Below are 23,601 nucleotides of genomic sequence, written 5' to 3' on the forward strand. Positions count from 1 at the left end.
AACCTTCAATAAAAATAAAAAAATACACCTCTATGTACAATTTATATAAAAAGGTATATAAATTTTACATTAAAAATGTAATTTTTAAAGGTGTATTTTAAAGCATTTTAAGTGAAATCAAAAGATATTTTTTAGTATTTTTAAAGCTATGTGCTAGGATTAAAAATTTATTTTGCAAAATTTCTTCAAAAAATTTTGCTAAAAATCTTTTTTAAAGAATAGTAAATCTTGCGATTTTGGAATAAAATTCTTCTGTTTTTTGAATGAATTTCATAACTTCGAATTATTGATATAAAACTTGATTTTATCTTTGTTTTTGAAGATTAAATAAGCAACTTCCAACATAATTAAAAACACATAAGCAGGAAATATTAATGGAACAATTTTTGAATACTCTTGAGTTTCTTGATATTTATTAATAGTTTTATAAATACTGATATTCGCAAATGCTCCATAAATAATTGCATTTCTAAATGATTTTTCATATTCAAATAAGTTGGTTGAAATTATTTGATCTTTAATTTGTGGAATTATAAAGTTTCTGTAAATAAATCATTTCGAATTACCCTGTGCTTGCATATTTGAAATTTTTCTTCTATCAATTGAGTTAATTGATTCAGCAAACTGCTTGCACATATGTCTAAATGACGAAATTAAGATTGCTGAAGTTATTGCAACTTGACTTTTCATCAGCGGATTAAACATATAAAATCAAATTACTGCAGGTATGATTTTAATAATTATCAAAATCATTTTGTTAAATCACACAAGATATGAATTAAATAAGTTTTCTGACAATATAAATGAGTAAGCTATTGCGAAAATAAATGCAAGAATAACAGCGACATAAGCATACATAAAAATGTATAAATAATCTTTATAAATATCAGTTTTCACAACATCGCTGAAGTCTCAAATAAATAGCGATTTAAAGAATAGTGAGAATGTTTTTGCGTCTACCTTACTATGGAATAAGTCTGTTAAACTTCAAACAAATATCCCAAAGTAAATAGCTAAAATGAATCAGAAAACATACTTTCTTCAGTTATATTTGAATTTATTTAAGTCTGCTTTAGAATTAATTGTAATGTTAGATTTAACAAATAAAATTTTATTAAAGAAGAATAATAATCCATCATTGATTAATATAAACAAGAATATAAAGAATAAAGTTATTCCTATATTTTTTTGGTATTTAGTCAAATCACCAAAAAAGAACCCTAATCCGTTTATTCCAACAATACCTAAAATTGAAACTCATCTTATGTTTGATTCATAAGACAAGAAGAAGTTCACTCAAAACTTATTTTTGAGCACTAATACAATATTTGTATAGAATGACTTTAATTTTGAAGATCCTTTTGTAATATCATTTCAATATTTTTTAGTATCAGCTGCTTCTATTAAATCATTAATGTATTTGTGCAATCATAATCAAGTAAATCAGAAATAAATAGTAAATGCAGATAAATAAGGATCAAATGAAATTTTAAATAACAATAAAAACACAATTACAGGGAAAGCTCTTAGCAATAAGAGAATTATTTTAACAATTAAAGGTATTGATTTTTGTTTATGAATATTCGTTGAAGCAAAAAAACCTGTAAATAAAGCTGCTAAAAACCCTAAAATGCTACCACAAGTTATTGTTTTGACTGTCTGGATAAAGTATTTAAAGTTTAATTCTCATAAGTTTTCAGTTAAGTTTTTGTTATATGACTCAAATGAAAACATATCTGTAAAATTTTTAGTAGCTCTTTTTCAACCTGGATTCGAAACCGGAGAAAAAAAACCTAAATAATACATTGAAACTATTAATAAAATAAATGCAACTAATATTAATAGTCACTTTTTAAAAAGAGACTTATTTTGATATTTTATTAACTTGGTTTGATTCATCAAAATAACTTTCTATTTGTTTTTTATCAAATTCATTTTTGATAAATACTTTATCCACTTTTCCATTTTTAAGTGATATTAACTTATCACAGTATTGGACTGCTAAATTCAAATTATGAATTGCGATAATCGTATATCTATCTTTAGAAAATTCTTTTAAAAGTTTCATAACATTGTGCGAGTTTTGGTTATCTAAATTACTTGTAAGTTCGTCTCCAAGTAAAATTTGTGGTTTATTAATTAAACTAATTAATAAGTGAGCTCTTTGTTTTTGGCCACTAGACAACTTATTTATTGGCGCAAGGAGCAAGTTGGAAATTTGTAATCTTTCAGCAAGATTTCAAATTTTATTTCTTGTTTCCTTATCAATAAATTTAAAGAACTTGTAAATAAAGTTTTTGTAGTACTTGTAATTAAATTTCAGATTATCAAAAGTTGAGTAATTAACTAAATTTAAACCATCAGGGTCAACATATTCAATTTGGTTTTTATATTTTCTTTTTTGGTTTTTCGTTAAATTTTTAATATCTAAATCATCTACAATGACTGAACCATTTTTTATAGTGTCAAAATCATAAAAAGATTTAAGTATTGTTGATTTTCCTGCTCCTGATTTTCCAATTAGACCAACTAATTGGCCTTTTGAAATAGTAAAATTAAGATCTTTCAGATCAAAATTTTCATTATCTTTATATTTAATTACTATATCTTTAAACTTTATCATTCTTAAATCTCACTTAATTTATTTCAATATTCTGTTTGTTCATTATCAATTGATTTGTATCCATAGAAACCATTTTTAGGTCCTCAGATATCTTTATTTTGTTCTGATAATGATTTAAACACTGAGTTAATAGCTTTTTTAGCTTTTTCGGTAACTCTTGAACTGTAAACTCCTACATTGTATGGCAATGGGTCTGTTACAGTCAAGAAGTAAATATCTTGTTGTTGTTCCCCTTCACCCGGTCTAACTTCTGGATTAACCTTGTATGAAAACTCTTTACTATTTTTATATTTTGTATATGAATAAGAACCTTCATTATCAAAGAAAATGTGAATATTAGCATTAGTTTGTGTCGAAGCTTCAGTTAATTTAGCTTGTTTTATTTTATCTGAGTATGTAACTCTTAATTGATCAAGTGAAACAAATGGTTTGTTTGTTTCTGTATTAAAGTTTTTAGCAAATAATGCTTCTGGTAATAGGTATTTGCTTCCTGATGAACTTTTACCAACACCTATTCCGTATGAAACAAATTTTTCTAAATCTTTAGTTTTTCAAGCTTTAGTAATTTCATCAGCCATAGTACGAGTTGCAACGATTGCAATTAATCCTCTTTGGTATGGTACTAATTCATCTGAATAAAATCTAGGGTAGTAGCTTTCAACTCATTCTCCCTCAGGTTGATTTCAATCATTCCCTCAGCCTTTTTGTTTGAAGTATATGCTTTCAGCATCTGCAATTTTCATTAAAGATACACCTGAATCTTTTGAATAAGTTGCATCTTTGATGTCACCTTTAAATTGTTTTGTTAATGTTTGAAGTGCAACTGATAAGTTTTCTGAAATGAATTCATCTTTTTTGCTTAATAATGTTCCTGAATTAATGAAAGCTAAATCAGTTTCCCCTTTTAATAATTCATCTTTTGCAACATTATATGAATCATCTTCAACTAACTTAATGTTAAGTTTGATTGATTTATCAATCTTTTGAATTTCTGAATTAAATAAATTATTTAGCTCAGTTTTGTAAGTGTCTGCATTTTCAATACCATAAGGTTTGATTAAAGAAAGTGTATAAGTAGTCACTTTTTCATCTTCTCTTACAGAAGAACATTGACCAGCAACAGCTGGTAATGTTGTTAGCGAAAGTAAACTTGCACTAAATAGTAAGCTTTTTGGTTTTATTTTCATAAAAATAAAAAATCCTTTCTTTTGAATGAAAGGACATCGAAAAAGAAAGACTCGCTACGCTGGCATTACCCAGTTCAGCTAATAAGAGTATTTCTCAACCTGCGATTAAAAAATAAAAGCAAGTACCTCTGTCCTTGCTTAATATTTTACTTTAAAAATTAAAATACAAAGTTGTTTTTACAATTTTGTTTCTTCAACATAACTAAAAGACTAATTTTTCATTATTTTGATCATCTTCAATTGTTGAAATTGAAGTTAAATTTTTATTATTAATAAGTTCATTATAGAAAGTTAAGTCTTCCAAAACTGGATTGTCTTTTCTCTCTCTAACACTTACTCCATGTGATGTAAGTAAAACTTGCGATTCATTAAATACACTTACTAAATCTGGATTAACTAATGAAGTATGAGTCTTAGTTTCTCCTAAATCAATTGAACTATCTATATTAACTGTTTGAATAACATGAGTTCAGGTTTGAAATTCTTTAAGAGTACAGTAAACATAATGATCTAAATTATCATCAATTGAGAATGAGTTTCTTTTAACAAATGACTCAACATAACTTGAGTTTGTTTGAGAGTTAAGTGATTGAATTTTACCTTCAATAAGCATTTTAACAAGTGGAGAAACTGTCTTGTTAAATACTTTAGAAACCTTTCCCCACTCAAGAACTTGAGTATCGTCAAAGAAGTAAACATAATCACAGTTATTTTTAATAAATTGAAGATCATCTGTAATGATAATAATATTCATATTATTCGCATTAGCAAATTTGAAAAGAACTCTATAGAATTCATTTCTAGCTTCAGGAGCAATTGTTTTTATGTCATCAGAGATGAATAAAAACTTAATTTCATCCAATGCAAATTTTGTAATTTTAAGTTTGATTTTATCCAATGTATCTAAAGTCTTGTATTTATCTAAATACTTGTGGTGTGTAATCGCTGAGTTTTCAAATGTTTCTACAAATTTAAACATTGCACTTAATTGTTTAACAAAATCAATCTTAAGTGCTTTAGTAGTTTTAGAAAAATCAATTAAATCTGATAACATCTTAGAAACTCAAGTGCTTTTCATTAAAAATTTAATATTAGCAAAACTATTTAATACTTTTGTTAAGTTTTCTGAATTATCATTTTTAAATACAGTAGAAAGTTCAGATACTGTTTTCTCTAACATTTTTTCAATCTTTTTGTAACTTGCATTAAATTCTTGGAGCTTCCTATCTTTATTTTTAATAAGATTTTTAAACAATCTTTCTTGAGTATTTGTTTCTCACTCTAATTCAGCATTTACTAGTTGAATCATTTGACTAAAGTCATGAACCATAACTTCATTTTTATAACTTGATATGTGGTTAAAACGTTTAGATTGAATAGTTTTAATTATTGCTTTATTTCTACTAATTTGATTTTTAATAAACTCAAAATTACTTTTTGATTTATTAATAAATCTATTGATATTAATATCAAATTCCCTAGAAATAAAACTCTTAATCCTACTTACGGTTGTCTTTTTATATTTATTTTTGATATCACCAAAGTTTTTATTGATGAAAATATTGACTTCAGATTCAATTTGTGATTTAAGGTGTTCTAAATCTTCTTTCTTCAAGAATCTAAGATTTCAATAATTCTGTTCTCAAAGTTTTAGCTCTTGTTTTTTTATTAAAATATCTTTTATACAATCAAAATATTCAGGACTTTTAAAAACTGCAATTCTTGATTGAATTTCAAAAACATTAATTTGTTTTTTAATTTGTTTAATAGTTGAAAAAATGTATTTCTGTGAATAGGCTTTCAGTTGTTCTTTATATTCTTTGTAAAATGCAATCTCAAACTTTAAGTCTCTAATTTTGAGATTGTTCTCTACTTTTGCAATACTTGTGTTGTTAATCTTTTCAATAAATTCAAGTTTGTATTCACTTTCTTGAATTTTAGTTTTTTTATCACTTAATGCATTATTTTCAACGTTGTTTAAGACATCTGTAAATTCTTTTGAAACTAATTTAAATAAGTCAATAAAGATTTTAAATAAGTTTTTATTAAACTCATTTGCAATGAAAAATATGTTTCCTAATTGAACTTCTTTGTTTTGTTTATCCTTTTTTAGAAACGCTTCTTTAGCAGCATTGAAAAAGTATGATAAATCACCATTCAAGTTATCTGAAAGTTCGCTAAAGTGCCTAATGAAATCACTTATGTGTCCATATGTTAGGTTTTTTAGTGGGTGAGCAAATTGCTCATAAACTTTTTGTTCTTTTAAAAGTTTATCTTTGTTCTTAACAACTGATAAACAACTGAGTCAAATATCGACTAAAGGAATGTTGTTATCATCGTCATCACTAATATCAAGTAGGTCAAAATAGTCACTAATATAATCTAAATCTTTCTTTCTATTTGTGAAATCATTAGTATTATCGTATATATCTGCTTCATCAATTAATTTATTATAGTTATACAGGGTTAAAAATAAATTTTTGTCCTTAAGTCCAAAGTTTCTAACTTTTTGATAAGTTAAATTTTTGTTATCTTTAGAAATATAGAAAGCTGTTTTTGAATTAGAATAGATTTTAATTTCAGGAATAGAAATAGAAGAGTAAGGCCATTTATTTTGCTCCTCACTCTTTTTTATAAAGATATTTGAAATTGTTAATTGAAGATCTTTATTTTTCATTAGTATCCTAATTTTGAATTTTTCTTAATCAACTTAATAATGATTGAATATGAATAGTAAATAACAAAAACGTTAAATCAAATCTTGACAGGACTAGAAATAATATGTTGGGTTATTCATAAGAAAATATCTTTTGATTCTCCATTTCCTAAACTCACATTATCCCCAAGAGATAAAATTGGTATATTAATAAGTTCCAAGAAAGCAGAGAACACTATAATTGGGACAAATATTAAGAAGCGCTCAACCCTCATTTTGAATCTTGCCACAATTATGAAAATAAGTAATAATGACATCCCTGTGATCATTAAAGCAAGTAATCCTCAACGATTTGGAATTAAACCTTTTTCAATATATTTATCTGGAACTCAAAAACCTACATAGTAAGTTATTATAATAATTACCAATGATATTAAAAAAACTGCTGCAGTGGTATAAACATTCTTTAAGATATCTTTTGAATTATCATCTCTAATGAATGCTCTTTTCGAATTAAGTTTAATTAACTTATCACCAACTTTTATAGCTTTTTCCATAGTAGTTTCATTTTTAGAAAGTTTTCTATATTTCTGAGCTAATAAAGTAATTTTAATTGAAATTCTTTCAAGTCTATATTCCTTGCTGAAAGCATATTGTAAAAATGACACAAAATAAAATCCAAAGATACCTGAAATAAGACCGTTAATAGCTGTCGCTAGAGTGTACATCGGGTTATAACCAACAGGTGGAACAAAAAGTAACGATAATAAATCTGACACAACACCAACAAAAACTCCAATGACAGGCCCAAAAACAAAACCTGTGATTTTTACAGGTAATCCTATAAATGAGAATTTGAATGATGGAATATTAACAATAGGCATTAACTGAGCTGCAACAACGGTAAAGCTAACTGATATAGCAATCAAGATGGCTATAAAAACCATATTCTTAATAGTTCATTTACGTAATAGTCCTCATTCCGATAATGATGACATAAGTTTAGCTGTTACCTTTGTTTTCATATTATTAATTTTATAATAATTTCTATTTATTAAATTATCAATTTAATAAATAAAAAAGACCTATCTAGTAGGTCTAAATGTCTAATATCATTTATTGAAAATTTGAAGTAGTTTGAGTATTTTTGGTTTATTTTGCAATATCTTTAAAGTTCTCTTTTCTTTATAGACTTGTGTTTTATAAATTACAGGTTTTTTGTGTGTGAATGTATCAAAACCCGCTTTACCTCTATACTTACCAATTCCACTTTTACCTCTGCCTCCAAATGCTAAACGTCTATTTTGTAGTTGTAAAAGTATGTCATTTATCGCTATTGATCCAGCTTTAATTTCATTAGTTATTTTATCAATTTCATAACTATTTCTCGTGAACAAGTAAGCTGTTAATGGTTCAGATTTTGAATTTACAAATTTAACTGCATCGTCTAACTCATTAAAAGTAATAATAGGCAACAATGGTCCAAAAATTTCTTCAGACATAACTTTCTGAGTTGTGTTATCTGATAATTCTAAGATATTTAAATCAAATTGTAATGTTTCTTCATTCCTTTTAGCTTGTGGTGCCAATTTAACTAATCTATCATAATGTTCCTTATTTACAATTCTTGCAATATGCTCATTCATCGCATTTTTTTCTTTAAAAATAGAATGATATGAATTATTAATTTCCCGAATTAACTCTTCTTTTTTCTCTTTATGCACTAATACATAATCGGGTGCAATGCATGTTTGACCTGCATTAAGTAATTTTCCTAAAACCAATTTGTTAGCTGCTTCTTCCATATCAGCTGTGTATCCTACAATAAGAGGTGATTTTCCACCCAATTCCAATACACATGGAATTAATAATTCAGCAGCTTTCTTGTAATAAATTTGTCCAACTTTTTCTGAACCTGTAAAGAAAATAAAATCAATTTTATTTTCAGAGTAAATTTGGGCAACTATTTCCTTGTCTCCTTCATAGATTTTGACTTGTGCACTATTGAAAATGCTTGTTAAAATCTTTTTAACAACCTGATTCGTGTTAGGGCATAATTCAGATAATTTCAATATTACATTATTACCTGCTCCTATTGCATTAATAACAGGAATGAGAGATAAATTGAATGGATAATTTCAAGGACATACAATTAGAACATTTCCGTATGGTTCGCTTTTTATGTATGTTTTGCTGTAAAAAGTCTGAATTGAGTTTGTTACCCTTTTATTTTTTCATCATTTTTTTAGCTTTCTAATATATAAATTAAGTTCATTTAAAACTTGACCTACTTCAGTGGCTTCAGCTTCTAAGGGATTTTTATTTAAATCTTTTTTGAGAGCTTCATAAATTAGTTCTCTGTTGTTTAATATTTTTTGTTTAAGCTTTTTTAAATTTGATTTTATTTTCTTGATTTCATGTTTATACATAATTATTATTTTACTTCCTTTTAGAAGGAATCTAGAATACCATTTTCTAATTCACTAATGTTGAAAATAAAATCTAGAACGTCAAAGGTTTCCTTTAAATTATTTTTTGTAGATAATCAGCCCACACCATCAGTAAATCAAACAAATTCAAAACCTTTTATCTTCTTAGATTCTAATGCTAATGTCTTATAGCTTCTTGAAGTTTCATTCAATTTAGAACCTGAAGATGAGAAAAAATTACATTCACATCCATAAACTGATTTCTCGGTTATTAAAACAAAATCGAATATTTTTTCTGTTTGTCCACTATTTGAAAGAGGTGATAAATCTAAACCAATATGTGTTTCCAAATCTGATAATCTCATCTCTTTAAAATATGTTTGGCCATTTACAAATCCTGCTTTATTAATAAAACTTTCCACCAAATCTTCCATTAAGTGTCCACCTCGATTTTTTCTGGCATTTGAATTTAAACCGACTTCCACGCCTAAAACATAGTCATATAAGTTGCTAACTAATCGTTCTTTCAATAATTGGAATAAACCTGTCTTTCTCATAAAATAAACATAATCATCAATGCTATAATTTGGTTCATTAAAATCAAATTCAAAAGCACCATTTTCATCTAAACAATAAATTAAACTTTCACGCTTAGCTAATAAAATTGGAATGCATTTTAAAACATTTGGATATTGAGTAACAATATTTTTAAATTCCATTTCTATATCCTTAGAACCTACAAGTGAGTTTAATATATTTATTTCTACTTTGTATTCATTTGCTTTTTTATATACAGTTTCAAAATCAATATAATATTCATAGTTAGCGATGCTTTTTCTTAGTGAACTTAATCAAGTATAAAAATCTTTTTTCATATTACTCCTATAAATAAAAAAACACATTGTAAAAATTATATTACAATGTTTTTATTCATTTGTAGAGTAATTTACAATAATAACTTCTTTAACAGGTCCACGACCATCTGATTTTGAATTTATCAATCTTTTTGCATCGATCACATAAATATTAAAACCTTGATAAATTTCATTTATAAATGGTGTGTTATGATTTGATAACATAACCTTGACACCTCTTTTTGTTAAATCAACAAAGCAATCTCTAAGTCTGATTTGTTCATCTTTTCCAAATCCATCTTTACCATAATTAACAAAACCTTTTCTATCAGGAAAAACATCATATGGTGGATCTAAGTAAACAAAGTCACCTGCTTTTGCATTTTTAACAGCATCTTCAAAATCTAATTTTGTAACAACAAATTTATTATTATCAATGTATTTTTTAATTTGCTTAAAGTTGCTTTCATCAAATGTGGTAACTTTTTCTTTTTTGCCTGATGGAACATTGAAATATCCTTTAGAGTTAACTCTATATAAACCATTAAAACACGCTTTATTTAGATAAAGCATTCTGCCTGCTTTTGTTTCAATTGGTAAATCAGAATAATTTCCTAATCTATCCATTTCTCTAATTTGATAGTAATATTCCTCTGAATGATTTTGCTCATGTTTTTTCAATTCTTGCTTGAATTTCTCAAATAATTTATTATTTAAGAAACATTGATAAACATTTATCAATTCTTCATTTACATCATTGATGTATGCAACTTCAGGTCGTAAATCAAAAACTAATGCACCACCGCCCACAAATGGTTCATAATAATCATTAAATTCTTCTGGTATATAAGTCTTTAGTTTATCTAAAATTTGGGTTTTGCCTCCTGCTCATTTAACAAAAGGACGAATTGAATTTTCTGTTATTACAATTGTTGAAAAGTCGAATAAATCTTGCACACGTACATTTAGAGCATTAGCTAGTTTTTCGACAGTCTCTAACGTTATGTTCATCTTGCCTTTTTCAATCTTGGAAATTTGTGTCCTTTCAATTTTTGAAAGATCAGCTAAATCTTGTTGAGTTAGCAATTTTTGAATTCTTAATTCATTTAATCTTTTAGCAAAGTTAGTCAATATCATAGTTGTCGTATTATAACAAATTGTGTGTTTTAATTCACATATTTACGAAAAATAAAAAAATCACACATTTAACTGTGCGAATTTATTCGACTATTTTACATTAAAACAATATTTTAATGGTGCGCAAAGAGGGACTCGAACCCTCATACCGTAAGGCACTAGAGCCTAAATCTAGCGTGTCTGCCAATTTCACCATTCGCGCATATTTTTAGTGCTGAAAGGTATAAAAAAAGCACCATGCTTGGTGCCGTCTATAGGACTCGAACCTACGACCTACTGATTACAAGTCAGTTGCTCTACCAACTGAGCTAAGACGGCAATGGTGGAAGATAAGGGACTCGAACCCATGACATTCGCCTTGTAAGGGCGACGCTCTCCCAGCTGAGCTAATCTTCCAAAAATGGCAGTCTGTACGGGGATCGAACCCGTGTATGCATGGATGAAAACCATGTGTGTTAACCGCTTCACCAACAGACCATAAATGGCGCCGATTATTGGGATTGAACCAACGACCAACTGGTTAACAGCCAGCTGCTCTACCGCTGAGCTAAATCGGCATTTTGATTTGCTAATATATTATACATAAAAATTATTTTTTCAAAATTATTTTTATATTTTTTATTTCGGTATTTATTTGGTTCGAGACTATTATAGCACATTTTAATAAAGTAAATAAAAATTATTAAAAATCCAAGATATGCATCTTGGAAATTAAATTATTTATATGTCTCTTTAAGTTCATTAAAGATTTGAATTAATTTATTCTTATTGTTTATATCTCACTGCGTGTGGCCAGCTTGTTCTATGAAATATAAGTTACAATTATCTAATTCTTTAGATAGTAAATAGGCGCCAATAGGTCTTGTATCAATATCATTTCTTCCGTGAACTATATCTGTTGGAATATGTTTTATTTTGTGCGCATTCTCTAATATATAGTTATCTGATGGTAAAAATGATTTATTCACAAAATAATGTGATTCCATTAATGAAATTTGATAATCATCTTCATTAGTTGATTCAAATAATTTAGGATTTATAGAAACAATTGATTCTTCTCATTTTGCAAAAGCTCTACCTGCTTTATATTTTTTTTCTAAATCATCACTGGTTAATAATGAATAGTATTTTTCTAAAATGCTATTTCCATTTACATCTTGTACATAGGAAGCAAATTCATTATGTTTTTCTGGATAGAAAAATGAAGCACCTTTTTCATAAAGAAAATCAACATCCTCTTGTCTAGCTAAGAAAATTCCACGTAAAACCAAATGCAATATATCTTCTGAATATTTAATTGCATAAGCTAGAGATAAAGTTGTTCCTCAACTACCACCGAACAGAATCATTTTATCTATATTTAAATGTTCCTTGAGTTTTCTTATATCTTCAACTAATTCATTAGTATTATTTTTCTGAAGTTCAAACCTGGGTTTTGATTTACCACAACCTCTTTGATTGAACATAATAACTTTATAGAAATTTAGATCAAAGAATTCAAGTGATTTAAGTGAACTTTGACCACCTGGTCCACCATGTATTATAAAAACAGGTAATCCATCTGGATTACCGCTAACGCTAAAATAAATTTGATGGATAGAATCTACTTGTAAATATCCATCATGATTTATTTGTGAATTATTGTTATTATTGTTCATTTGGTCTTGAAAATACATAGTGACCATTTTCAGTAACTAGAACATCATCTTCGATTCTAGCTCCACCTAAACCTTCAATGTAAATTCCAGGTTCAACTGTAATAATCATTCCAGGTTCTAAAACAGTTTGTGAGTGAGGTGAAACTGATGGTCATTCGTGAACATCAATTCCTAATCCGTGTCCTGTTGAATGCAAGAAGTAATCTGCATATCCTTTTGAAGCGATGTAATCTCTACATACTTTATCAACTTCACAAACTTTAATACCAGGTTTTACAGCTTTTCTACCTGCTGCAGCAGCTTCTTTAACAATGTTTAAGATTTCAAGTGCTTTAGGATTTTTAACTTTATCTTCTCCTCCTAAAACTCATGTTCTTGTAATGTCTGCTGTATATCCTTTATATTTAGCACCGAAGTCAACTTTAAGTAATTCACCTTCCTCTAGAAGTTTATCAGTTACATGATGGTGTGGTTCGGCTGATGATGAAGCTGTTGCAACTATTTCATCAAATCCTTCTTTATCTCCACCGTGTTTCTTAAGTAAATAATTTAAATAAGCTCCAGCTTCTTTCTCAGAAATACCTGGCTTAACTCATTGTTTAAATTCTTCAAGTGCTGATAGAGAAATGTCAATTACTTTTTGCATTAACTTAAGTTCTTCAGCTGATTTAACAATTCTTAAATCTTGAGCATCAACTCATGAAATTTCTTCAGGTTGCACCATTGATACAATTCTGTCTTGAACTTCTTTTGTTAAGTAGTTTTTTTCCAACACAATTTTCTTGAAGTTTCTTTTATCAAATCACTCTTTCATTGAGTTTCCTTTGATTAAAACAATATCAACATTTTTAGCGTGCTTTGTTGCGTATTCAATGTATCTTCCATCAACAAATAATGTTGCTTTATCTTTTTCAATTGCAATATATCCATCTGATGTTTGAACGTGTGCATATCATAATCTTGTTTGAGGTGCTTCTGAAATTAAAACCTCAGCTCCTGTTTGTTCAAACATTTGATCTAGTCTTCTTCTGTCCATAGTTTCCTCCTATTGATTGTTAATAATTTAATAATTATAAACTTTTATGCATTTTAAATAAAAATCTAGCATCTGCTAGATTGGAAATTATTATAGAGAAAAATGTGACTATTTCTTTTCTCTGTGTGTTTTGTGAGCGTTACATTTTGCGCAAAATTTAAGTAACTCAATTTTTTCAGGGTGTGTTTTTTTGTTTTTCTTTGAAATGTAGTTTTCCATTTTACATTCAACACACACTAATGTGAAACCTTCTCTAGCCATTTTTTCTCCTTTACATTGAATGAAAATTAATATTTATAAATATTTTTATATATTATAAACTATAACTAAAAAATACAAAAAGTATTTAAGCCTAATAATTAAGTGTTATTTATTAACTTTAAATTATTACTTTTCTAATAATCAAGCAATTTCTTCTTTATAAATTGGTCCAGTTTCTGGAACTGGTGTTTCAAGAATAATTGGGATATTATCAAAATCAGGATCATGAACAAATTGTTTTAATGTTTCATATCCGATTGTTCCCTTACCAATATTTGCATGCCTATCTTTATGCGAAGCAATTTCGTGTTTCGAATCATTTAAATGGATAACCTTAACTCTATTAAGTAAATCTCATTTGAGCAATTCTTTTTTAAATTCTTCATATTCTTGAAGATCATAACCTGCATCTCACATATGACAAGTATCTAAACAAACTTGAACCCTATCTGAGTTAACTCATTTAAGAACATAAGCAATTTGTTCAAAATCAACACCAATTTCAGTACCTTTTCCAGACATTGTTTCAATACAAATAACAACATTATTTGTATTTTTAATTATTTCATTTAAAGTGTCAATTAATGTATCTAGTGCTTCCTCAGTTGGGTGCCCAACTGCTGCACCAGGATGCAGAACTAAATATTTGAATCCTGCTTTTTCCATTCTTTGAACTTCTTGAATTAAGAAATCTTTAGCAAAAGTTGATTTTTCTGGATTGGCCGGATTAACAATATATGGCGCGTGAACAATAATATCTTCTTTAGGGATAATTGAAGAAAACTCTTCTTCATATTTTTCTAAATTGTATTTAGATACATCGACTCTGTTTGTGTTTTGGGGCGCTCCTAAATAAATCATAAAAGTATTAGCACCATAACTGATAGCTTCCTGACCTGATGCATATAAATAATTTGGAGCTTTAAATCCTATGTGTGATCCTAATTTAATCATTTTGTTCCTTTCTAGTTTCTTGTGTATTTTGTAAGTTTTCTACTGAAGTTGTTCCTGGTTCATTAGATTCAGATTGATTTGTTTGATTATAAGCATCATCAGATCTTTTTCCAAATCCAAATCTTGATTTTTTGTTACCTGCAGTTGAAATATGTTTTTGCATTTCTACTAAAAATGCTCCAGCAATAAGACCTGATGGAATAGCAATAATTGCAACAGACATTAATGATAAGAATGAAATAATTGCTCTTGTTATAGATGCATGAGGCGTCAGATCTCCATAACCAATTGTTGTTAATGTAATTGTTACATAATATAAAGCTGAACCAAATGTAGTTACATAACCTGATTTAAGATCTAAAAATTTATCCATATAAGCAATAATATTGTCATTTGGTAAATCTGCATAACTTACTGATGATAAATAATCAAAGATAACCACAGCTTTATCATGAGATGTTGTTGCGTCTTGTATTTTTTGAATGTATTGTTGATTATTAATTTGTTTGAAATACTCTAAATTAAATGTTTGATCTCATTTGTGATCAATGATATATTGTATTTGAGATTGTTTTAAGTCATTTTTTTCATTGTTTCAAATTAATAAAGCAAATAAGAAAATTAAAATAAGAATTAATATAAAAATGTAAGTTAATATCCGTCTTTGTTTTTTAAATACATTAATAATAATTTGGAATGGTGCAAATAATGTCAAAACAAAGAAGAAACGGATAATCTTAAATACATTAAATGATTTAAATAAATGGAAAATTTTTTGCTTCTTCACTTTTGTTATATGCAATTTTCCCTGATGCAGGAATAATAAAACTGATTGCATAGAATGAAGCTAAAATACAGAATAAAATACAAATTCCATTGAATGAAAAAATATATTTAAGTACAATTTTTCAGACTTTAGTCTTTCCATCTATATATAAATGCTTGTAAGTAATAAAATGTAGAAAGTAATCTACTATAAATATAAAGAATGTGATGACTTGGACAATAACTAAAAAACGATCAAAATGAGCTTTGTTTGGACCCTCTTTCACTGTAATCAGCGAAAAGAAAGAAACTAAACAAGCAAATGTTATTATAGCTGCATAAATGTATGAAAAAAGTTTAATTCTCTTAGAATATGGAGATAAATTCTCATCATAATTTGAGTTAGATCAAATAATATGAGCTAGTTCTTTTCACGTATTTTTACTTAAATTTCTTATCTTAAACATAATTTAATATTTTATATAGTTTTTTACAAATTTAAACATACAAGTAACTTTTTCTTAATTTTCATGAATGTGAATAAAACAAAATATTTTTTTATTAAAAAGTAATACACAATCTTGATAAGGTATATAAGCAGGGTATATTATATAAATCGGAAATAATATTTCAGAGTTAGATAACTTCAGAAAGTCTGTGAACTCATACACAAGTCATTTATATATGAAATACTTTAGAAAGATGAGTATTTTTCATTTAGTAAATGATGAAAGGATTCTTGAGAAAACAACTTAATCACGAGTTAAAATAAGCATTGTAAAATTAAGATTTGTTAATCCGTGATTATTCCCCAAAAATAGCAGTAATTCAGACAATTTAAAATTATACATACCTAGCAACCCTAACAAACCGAAACAGTCCAATTTTGATTATAAACCTTATTAGGCCGAAGAACCTAAATGAGAAAAAAATTACTTTAATATTGTTTTAGGTAAGACAGGTGTAATTTCAGGAAAGAGCAATGCTTTCATGAAGTAAATTTAGACGATGAATATGTCAAGAAAGATTGAGACGATAGATGATATTTAACCGAGTATTAAATTATTAAAAAAAAATAGTGAACAAGAAATTAAATTGTTCACTATTTTTATAAATTTGTTTTTTATATCACATTATCTTTGTGATTTATCATATGGGATACCAGCAGCAGCTGGTTGTGAAGATGTTTTTGAAATGAAAATCATTATGATAAGTGTGATTGCATATGGTAATGCTTTAAATAAACCAGAGTATTTATCAAGTTTTAATAAAGATGTTCCATAGAATGAAAATGATAACATAAATGAGAATATAAGTGAAACTAAGATAGAAATTGAAATTCTTCATCTAGATGTAATCATAATTGCTAATGCTAAGAAACCTAAACCTTGAACATCTTTTGATATTGAGAATGGCTCAATATTACATTGTGCATAGAATGAACCTGCTAAACCGGCAGTCATACCTGCTAAAATAACTGCTTGTCATTTAACTCTATTAACATTAATTCCAGCAACATCAGCTGCTTGTGGATTTTCACCTATAGCTCTGAATCTTAAACCTCATTTAGTTTTTCTTAAAGCAAATCATGAAGCGAAAACTACTACGATTGTAATAAATGTCTTAAATGACACAATATTTTGATATGAACCTACAGATGAAGATAATGCTAATTCTCTTCTATCTCAAAATGTTATAGATTGTCCACTATTTTGAATTTCAAGCAAGAATAACACTAATAACGCAGCTATACCTGTTGATAACAATCCGATAGCGAAACCTGAAATTGTTTGATTTGATTTTAACTTAATTGTTGCAAGACCAAATAATAATGAGAATAATGCTGACGCACCAACAGATAATAATGTTATTGGAATTTGTCAAAACATTGATGTTTCTGTTTGATCAAATATTAAATCTGTAATAATTGCGCTGAAAAGAGCATACATTATAGCACCGAAAATCATGAAACCATTAATAGCAATGTTAACAATTCCTGCTCTTTCAGAGAAAATACCTGATATTGAACCTAATAAAAGTAAACAGAAGAAGAAAACTGTATAACCGATGACTGTTTCCATATTAATTATCCCCTTCAGTATTTATTGTTTTTTGATCTTGAATTATTTTTACTCTGTTATTTCAAGGATTAACAAAATGTTTAAGCATAAAATCATTGTAAATTTTTGTCTTAATTTGACCATATACAGTTTTTCTTGAACGTCTAAGTGTTTTTGATTTTTGAACAGCACTTAAGTATTCATCAAGTCCTAAATCAGTTCTAATTTTTTGTAATGCAAATTTCTCTTTTGAAATTTCATCATAAATTGCCATTCTTTCTTCTGCTGAATGACCTTTTAAAGTAACAATTAATTGAGCTACTTTATTTTCATAATTTTGGTGATATTTAGCAAATATTGCACGTTTTGCTTTTGAGTACTTACGAAGTACTTTTATTTCATCTTTAATTGATGTGTTAGAAATTTTTGATTTTAATTCTAATATTTCAAATTCCACTTTTTTAGTTTCATTTGAAACTTCCTCTAAAATTTTAAATTTTTCAGAATTAAATATTGATGAATAATTTTCCTTAACATGTAACCTTCAGTCAGCATGAGCTTTTTCTTTAACCAACATTAAGGCTCTTAAATACGCAGGAGAATTATTATCTAATTCTTTAACATGTTCATTAATTAATCAATATTCAACAAATTTATTTAATTGTTCAGAATAAAATTCTTTAAATTGTAATTTTTTTGATAAATCTTGTAATTTTTTATTTTGTTGTTGTTTATATTCATGTAATTCAGAAATAAGAGAGTTTATTCTTTCTCTAGTTTCTGTGGCCATTTTATTATATTCAATGACTCAATCCTTGAAGTATGCATTACATTTCTCATCAATTTCTTTATTTGAAATTTCTGAGTTTTCAGAAATTAATTTTTCAATATATAATGCTTTTGCTTTTCTTCAAGATTTTTTAATATGTGATCTTGTCGTGAATTTATGATATATTGCAAAATTTTGTCAATATTCTTTATGGCACATTAATACAATTTGTTTTCAAATATAATGCATTGGTCTAAGTCTATAGAACATAACTGATAATGCTGCCATAAAGATAATAATACCCGTAATAACTGGGAAGAAATCTTTTGATACAGTTGGTCCATTACTTGTATCAAAAGCAAATGTTAATTGTGAATTTTGTAATATTGCATATAAGAATGAAGCGCCAATAACACCAAATGGATTATTAAGAGCAATAAGCGCGATAGCAATTGATTCGAAACCAACAGCCAATGGAGCTTGTGGTTTAATGATTAATTGCTTTTGTCAAATAACAATATAGAAGAAACCGGCAAGACCTGCTAATCCTCCAGCAATTGCCATAACAGCAGTTGTAACTAATTTTTCATTAGTTCCTACATATTTTGAATTTGTTTTATTTAACCCAACCATTTTGATTTTGTATCCAAGTGTTGTCTTTGAATATACAAATCAAATTACTAATGCTAATATCGCAGTTAATGCAAGTCCAATGTAAATAAATAATTTTTCAATGTTAATACCATGATGATTGTTTAATTTAGTTAATATAAGGCTACCTGAAACACCGTGTTCTAATCCGATTCAAGTTCTTACATCTGTATTTGTAATTGGCATGAATATTTCATTTGAATCAGTAAATAATCAAATACCAATAAAAGTGATAATTCAGTTAAGAAAAATTGTTGAAATAACTTCATGTACATTGAAGTATGCTTTTAAAATCCCTGGCACTGCTCCAATGATAGCCCCTATAAGAATGCTCATAAATAACATTCCAAATAAGAAACCTAGTGAAATATCTTCTGGTATAACTCTTGTCCCAGCTAGAATAGCAAAGAATAAAATTCCAGGTAGCATCATTTGACCAGCGACTCCGATGTTGAAAAGTCCCGATTTAAATGCTATAGAAACTGAAAAACCAGTTAATGAGAAGAAAACAATAAGTAATAAAGTATTGTTAAACAAAGTTTTTCTAAATGCAAAATTGAAAACATTTTGAATAAAACTAAAGATACTTGTATCAACACCAGATACAATACCCTTAATTCAATAAATAACTGATGCAAATAGTAAACCAATTACAACAGCTCATAAAGATGAATAAAGTTTTCTTCTTGCTGATTTTTTGTCTTCAAACATAAAGTTTTTCATAACTTTATTTGCAGTTAATGTAAACATTATTCACCTCCTTTTTTATGAGCCATATAAACTCCTATTTCTGTTCTTGTAAGGTCTTTAGCTTCTCTAACAGCTAAAATTTCACCTGTATTAATTACGGCGATTTTATCAGCTAAAGCTAAAACTTCATCTAATTCATATGAAATTAATAAGATTGCTTTACCTTCAGCTTTTTCTTTAAGTATTCTTTCATGGATATTTTTAATGGCTCCAACGTCAAGTCCACGTGTCGGTTGTAAGATTAAAATGAAATCATGTGGTGAGTTCATTTCACGACCTACAATGAATTTTTGTTGGTTACCTCCTGAAAGAGATCTGGACATTGAATATCCATTTCTTGCTCCACGAACGTCAAATTTCTTGATAATATCTTCTGTATCTTCTTGCACTGACTTAGAGTTAAAAATACCAAATTTATTGTATTTTTTATCTCAAAGTCTACGTAAAACAGTGTTGTTTTTAATATTATAATCAAGAACTAGTCCATGTTTATGTCTATCACTTGGAATAAATGAAAGACCTAATTTAGAAATATCATAAACTGATAATTCGTTAATAACTAAGAAGTCATCATTTTTCTCTGTTTTTTCATTTATATCTGATAAGTAGAAATATGCAGCTAATGCACTTAATGTAAAGATAAATGATAAAACAGTGAATAAGATAGTTAATCCCATAATAACTACAGTTGCTGATGAAAATGCAACAACACTTGATAAGATTATTGAAATAGTCGCAAATGTTAAAGAAAAACTTGATAATGTAACAAACGATTTGTTACGGTTTAAAAGTTTTTTATATGTATTTTTGAAATTCAATAATTTGTTAACTGATAATAAGCATATTGTTAATACTAATAAGCAAATTCCAATAAGTCCAGAAATTAATACAATTATTGAAGCTGTTTTTGTAATTGATAAAATTCCAAAAACAGATAGCAAGGCAATCAAAGCAAATAAGAATACTGCGATGAATGTAAACTTCAAAACAACATATTGTTTCTTAGTCATTTCTTTTTGTAAACTAGACCTTGCAAAAATAGTTTTTTCTTTAAATTGTGGTCCATATATTGAAAATAAAATCAATATAAGAAGGATTATGCTAAATGCAATTAGCATCCCCCCACCAATATTCATGATTGCAGCATTAGAGTTTTCTGCATAATTAGCTGCAGCTAATAAACCTAATCCTGAGTATAAGAATACAAATAACGAAATTAATAACATGATTATATTTTTTCTTGTTTTTGATTTTTGGATTGATTGCATTCTTTCTTTAACAAGTTGTGTCTTTTTATAGAGAATTTGACCTGTCGTTGGTTTAATCATTCCACTAACAACTTTTTCTAAGTCAGTTTGCCCATTACCTTCAACTCCGGCAATAGCAACAATTTCACCACTTCTTACTTCTAAATTAACATTTTTTAATGGTTTTTCACCGTCTGTAGAAATGTTATCTAATTTGAAAATGACTTCATTTTGTGATGTGTCTGAGTATTCATTTCTAATAATTTCAACATCACCGCCAACCATACGGTTAGCCATTTCCTCAATAGAAACATCTGCTACTTTGAAGTTTCCTACAACCTTACCGTGTCTTAAAACTGTCGCATTATCAGCAACTTCTTTAATTTCGGTAAGTTTATGAGAAATAAATAAAATTGTTTTCCCTTGTTCTCTAAACAATTTAAACGTATTCAATAGACCTTGAATTTCTTGATCTGTTAAAACAGCAGTTGGTTCATCGAAAATTAAGATATCTGAATCACGATATAACATTTTCATAATCTCAACTTTTTGTTGAGTTGCAACTGTTTCCTTACCAGTTAGTCTATTAAGGTCAAAATGTAAATCGAACATTTCTTGAATTGTTTTGATTTTTTCAATAGCCGGCTTAAAATCAATGATTCTAGTAAATTTATTTCTATCCTCAGCTCCTAAAACAATGTTTTCAAGGTTTGTATATACATCAACAAGTTTAAAGTGTTGGTGTACCATACCAATACCTAATCTATTAGCATCATTAGGACCTTTGATTAAAACTTCTTTTTCATTTACTTTGATAATTCCTTCATCAGGTTCATACAACCCGAACAATATAGACATTAAAGTACTTTTTCCAGCACCATTTTCACCAATTAAAGCGTGAACTGAACCTTTTTCTACTTTAAAGCTAATATTCTGGTTAGCCTTAATAGAACCAAAAGATTTAGAAATATTATCAAACTCTATTGCATAAAAGTTTTGTTTCATATCTTTCCTTGTGTTTTTAATATATTAAAAAATTAAATAATAGAATTTAAGGTCTATTATTTACATTTTAATTATATATTTTTTATTGTTCTTTTTTTTAAAATATTCCCGTTTTTAAAAATGTTTCTTTCTCTTGAATAAAATAAGAAAATACACACTAAAATAGTGTGTATATGATGATAAATATAGCTTCTTAAACTATTTGTTCATTTCAGCTGCAAGTGCTTCAACTAAAGCTTTAAGAGCCATATCATTAGAATCTTTTGAATTTAATTTGTTTGAAGAAATAAAGTTAATATCATCATTTGATAATGTTTTAAATTCGGCTTCAGATTTAGCTAATAATTCATTTAATTTAGTTCTTTTAACTTCATCTTTTAATGTACTTTTTGCATAACCAACTCATCCTTGTTTGAAATCACCTTTAATATTAAATGATTTAGTCGGTTCTTTAGCTGTAAATAATCCTTTTGTATCAATTCCATATGTAATGTAAATGATTGTATCATAAACAGCTTGTGAAATATTCTTTGTGATTGATGTATAGAATTTTTCTGCAAAGTTTTTAGAAATTTTTGATTGGTCTGTATCAACACCAATTACATCAATTCCTTCTCATTTAGAACTGTTCTTAATTTGACCTAACGTTAAAGTTGTAGCTGGACCAGCAACTGGTAAAATAACTGTTGGTTTTGTGTTTAATGATTTTTCGATTACGTTCTTCATAGCATCATTTGGTTCGAAACCTGTAGCAAGGTCGATCGCTGTTTGTGTTGCTCTAACTTTTTTATCTTTTTCTGAAACTGTTGAATTATATTTAACAATTCCTCTGTAGTAACCTTTAATAAAGTCAATAACACCATCAAATTCTCCACCACCAAATGAAGTTGTATTTCTTTTGTTTGCAAATGAGTCATCAGTAGACATAAATTCTGCAATAGCTTTACCTACGATGTATGCTGATTCAGCGACTTTGAATTCTAAACCATAGAAGTCAGCGAATCCATCTAAATTATCAGGATTAATTGTAAAGTCAACTCCGATAACTTTAACTTTCTTATCAATCATTTCAGCTTTGTGCGCTTTAATGAATGCTTCAATTTTTTCTTTGTGTGTGAAACCTGATAAAATTCAAATATCATATTTACCTAATAATGAACTATATGCACTTTCATATTTTCCAGTTTCTGGTTCTAATTTACTTCCAACTGAAGGTGCACCAGTAAATTCTCTAACCTGATATTCATATTTTAATAAACCTTCGTATGAAGATTGGTTAAATGATTTGTCAGTTACATGTCCAGCATCAGTAACAACGATAGCTCTTAAAGCTGGTTTTGTAGGATCTTCTACAACTTGTTTTGTAACTTTGTTATTTAATTCAACCTCTGTAATGAATGATCAATCTTTTTGTCCACAAGAGATTGCGGCAACTGGTGCTATAGCTGTTGTAATCCCTGCGACAGCTAATAATAATGATTTAATTTTTTTCATTTTTATCCTTTTGTTTAAATAATTATTTAAAGAAAATGAGGATACTATAAAATATCCTCATTAAA

Annotated in this window: 18 protein-coding genes, 5 tRNA genes and 1 riboswitch; all 23 genes read right to left on the reverse strand. The window is 27.5% G+C overall.

Annotated elements, in window-relative coordinates:
- Nucleotides 1-198: 198 nt before the first annotated feature.
- On the reverse strand, nucleotides 199-1,806 hold the full coding sequence (locus tag U5U50_RS02670) for a hypothetical protein (RefSeq protein WP_324672546.1): 1,608 nt from the start codon (nucleotides 1,804-1,806) through the stop codon (nucleotides 199-201).
- Nucleotides 1,807-1,864: 58 nt separating this feature from the next.
- On the reverse strand, nucleotides 1,865-2,623 hold the full coding sequence (locus U5U50_RS02675; RefSeq protein WP_324672548.1) for an ATP-binding cassette domain-containing protein: 759 nt from the start codon (nucleotides 2,621-2,623) through the stop codon (nucleotides 1,865-1,867).
- Nucleotides 2,624-2,625: 2 nt separating this feature from the next.
- Nucleotides 2,626-3,810, reverse strand: a complete 1,185-nt coding sequence (gene cypl / locus U5U50_RS02680) for an ABC transporter thiamine pyrophosphate-binding lipoprotein p37/Cypl (protein ID WP_324672550.1) — start codon at nucleotides 3,808-3,810, stop codon at nucleotides 2,626-2,628.
- A 34-nt stretch (nucleotides 3,811-3,844) separates the two neighbouring features.
- A riboswitch (TPP riboswitch) is annotated at nucleotides 3,845-3,950 on the reverse strand.
- A 62-nt stretch (nucleotides 3,951-4,012) separates the two neighbouring features.
- Nucleotides 4,013-6,487, reverse strand: coding sequence for an MAG1360 family OppF-related protein (locus tag U5U50_RS02685; RefSeq protein ID WP_324672552.1), 2,475 nt, complete (start codon nucleotides 6,485-6,487; stop codon nucleotides 4,013-4,015).
- Nucleotides 6,487-7,491 carry an ECF transporter S component gene (locus tag U5U50_RS02690; protein WP_324672554.1) on the reverse strand — a complete coding sequence of 335 codons (1,005 nt, stop codon included), beginning with the start codon at nucleotides 7,489-7,491 and terminating at the stop codon, nucleotides 6,487-6,489. Before U5U50_RS02690 ends, U5U50_RS02685 begins: the two co-directional genes overlap by 1 nt.
- A gap of 81 nt (nucleotides 7,492-7,572) precedes the next feature.
- Nucleotides 7,573-8,895 (reverse strand): aldehyde dehydrogenase family protein, encoded by a 1,323-nt coding sequence (locus tag U5U50_RS02695; RefSeq protein ID WP_324672556.1) that lies wholly within the window; start codon nucleotides 8,893-8,895, stop codon nucleotides 7,573-7,575.
- A gap of 20 nt (nucleotides 8,896-8,915) precedes the next feature.
- On the reverse strand, nucleotides 8,916-9,770 hold the full coding sequence (locus tag U5U50_RS02700) for a type II restriction endonuclease (protein WP_324672558.1): 855 nt from the start codon (nucleotides 9,768-9,770) through the stop codon (nucleotides 8,916-8,918).
- Between the two features lie 51 nt (nucleotides 9,771-9,821).
- On the reverse strand, nucleotides 9,822-10,886 hold the full coding sequence (locus U5U50_RS02705) for a Dam family site-specific DNA-(adenine-N6)-methyltransferase (protein ID WP_324672561.1): 1,065 nt from the start codon (nucleotides 10,884-10,886) through the stop codon (nucleotides 9,822-9,824).
- Between the two features lie 117 nt (nucleotides 10,887-11,003).
- Nucleotides 11,004-11,088: transfer RNA gene (locus U5U50_RS02710), tRNA-Leu, on the reverse strand.
- Between the two features lie 40 nt (nucleotides 11,089-11,128).
- Nucleotides 11,129-11,204, reverse strand: a tRNA-Thr gene (locus tag U5U50_RS02715).
- 2 nt (nucleotides 11,205-11,206) lie between these two features.
- Nucleotides 11,207-11,282 (reverse strand) — tRNA-Val (locus U5U50_RS02720).
- 5 nt (nucleotides 11,283-11,287) lie between these two features.
- Nucleotides 11,288-11,363: transfer RNA gene (locus U5U50_RS02725), tRNA-Glu, on the reverse strand.
- Nucleotides 11,364-11,368: 5 nt separating this feature from the next.
- A tRNA-Asn gene (locus U5U50_RS02730) sits at nucleotides 11,369-11,443 on the reverse strand.
- 159 nt (nucleotides 11,444-11,602) lie between these two features.
- The gene (gene pip / locus U5U50_RS02735) at nucleotides 11,603-12,562 is read right to left on the reverse strand and encodes a prolyl aminopeptidase (protein WP_324672563.1); all 960 of its coding nucleotides are present in this window, start codon (nucleotides 12,560-12,562) and stop codon (nucleotides 11,603-11,605) included.
- Nucleotides 12,534-13,580, reverse strand: a complete 1,047-nt coding sequence (locus tag U5U50_RS02740) for a M24 family metallopeptidase (RefSeq protein WP_324672565.1) — start codon at nucleotides 13,578-13,580, stop codon at nucleotides 12,534-12,536. The genes pip and U5U50_RS02740 overlap by 29 nt, the downstream gene beginning before the upstream one ends.
- A 108-nt stretch (nucleotides 13,581-13,688) precedes the next feature.
- Nucleotides 13,689-13,841 (reverse strand): 50S ribosomal protein L33, encoded by a 153-nt coding sequence (rpmG, locus tag U5U50_RS02745; RefSeq protein ID WP_257088959.1) that lies wholly within the window; start codon nucleotides 13,839-13,841, stop codon nucleotides 13,689-13,691.
- 126 nt (nucleotides 13,842-13,967) lie between these two features.
- On the reverse strand, nucleotides 13,968-14,795 hold the full coding sequence (locus tag U5U50_RS02750; protein ID WP_324672569.1) for a deoxyribonuclease IV: 828 nt from the start codon (nucleotides 14,793-14,795) through the stop codon (nucleotides 13,968-13,970).
- Nucleotides 14,788-15,582 carry a potassium channel family protein gene (locus U5U50_RS02755; protein WP_324672571.1) on the reverse strand — a complete coding sequence of 265 codons (795 nt, stop codon included), beginning with the start codon at nucleotides 15,580-15,582 and terminating at the stop codon, nucleotides 14,788-14,790. The genes U5U50_RS02750 and U5U50_RS02755 overlap by 8 nt, the downstream gene beginning before the upstream one ends.
- A complete protein-coding gene (locus U5U50_RS02760; protein WP_324672573.1) occupies nucleotides 15,551-16,027 on the reverse strand; it encodes a hypothetical protein in 477 nt (158 codons plus the stop codon). The genes U5U50_RS02755 and U5U50_RS02760 overlap by 32 nt, the downstream gene beginning before the upstream one ends.
- Nucleotides 16,028-16,693: 666 nt before the next feature.
- Nucleotides 16,694-17,641, reverse strand: coding sequence for an ABC transporter permease (locus tag U5U50_RS02765; protein ID WP_324672575.1), 948 nt, complete (start codon nucleotides 17,639-17,641; stop codon nucleotides 16,694-16,696).
- 1 nt (nucleotide 17,642) lies between these two features.
- Nucleotides 17,643-19,790: an ABC transporter permease gene (locus tag U5U50_RS02770; RefSeq protein WP_324672577.1), complete on the reverse strand. Its 2,148-nt coding sequence runs from the start codon at nucleotides 19,788-19,790 to the stop codon at nucleotides 17,643-17,645.
- The gene (locus U5U50_RS02775) at nucleotides 19,790-22,042 is read right to left on the reverse strand and encodes an ATP-binding cassette domain-containing protein (protein ID WP_324672579.1); all 2,253 of its coding nucleotides are present in this window, start codon (nucleotides 22,040-22,042) and stop codon (nucleotides 19,790-19,792) included. Before U5U50_RS02775 ends, U5U50_RS02770 begins: the two co-directional genes overlap by 1 nt.
- A gap of 198 nt (nucleotides 22,043-22,240) precedes the next feature.
- The gene (locus U5U50_RS02780) at nucleotides 22,241-23,536 is read right to left on the reverse strand and encodes a BMP family ABC transporter substrate-binding protein (protein ID WP_324672581.1); all 1,296 of its coding nucleotides are present in this window, start codon (nucleotides 23,534-23,536) and stop codon (nucleotides 22,241-22,243) included.
- Nucleotides 23,537-23,601 lie beyond the last annotated feature (65 nt).

Source organism: Mycoplasma sp. 888, from assembly GCF_035609225.1.
In the GTDB taxonomy this organism is placed as follows: Bacteria; Bacillota_I; Bacilli_A; order Mycoplasmatales; family Metamycoplasmataceae; genus Mycoplasmopsis.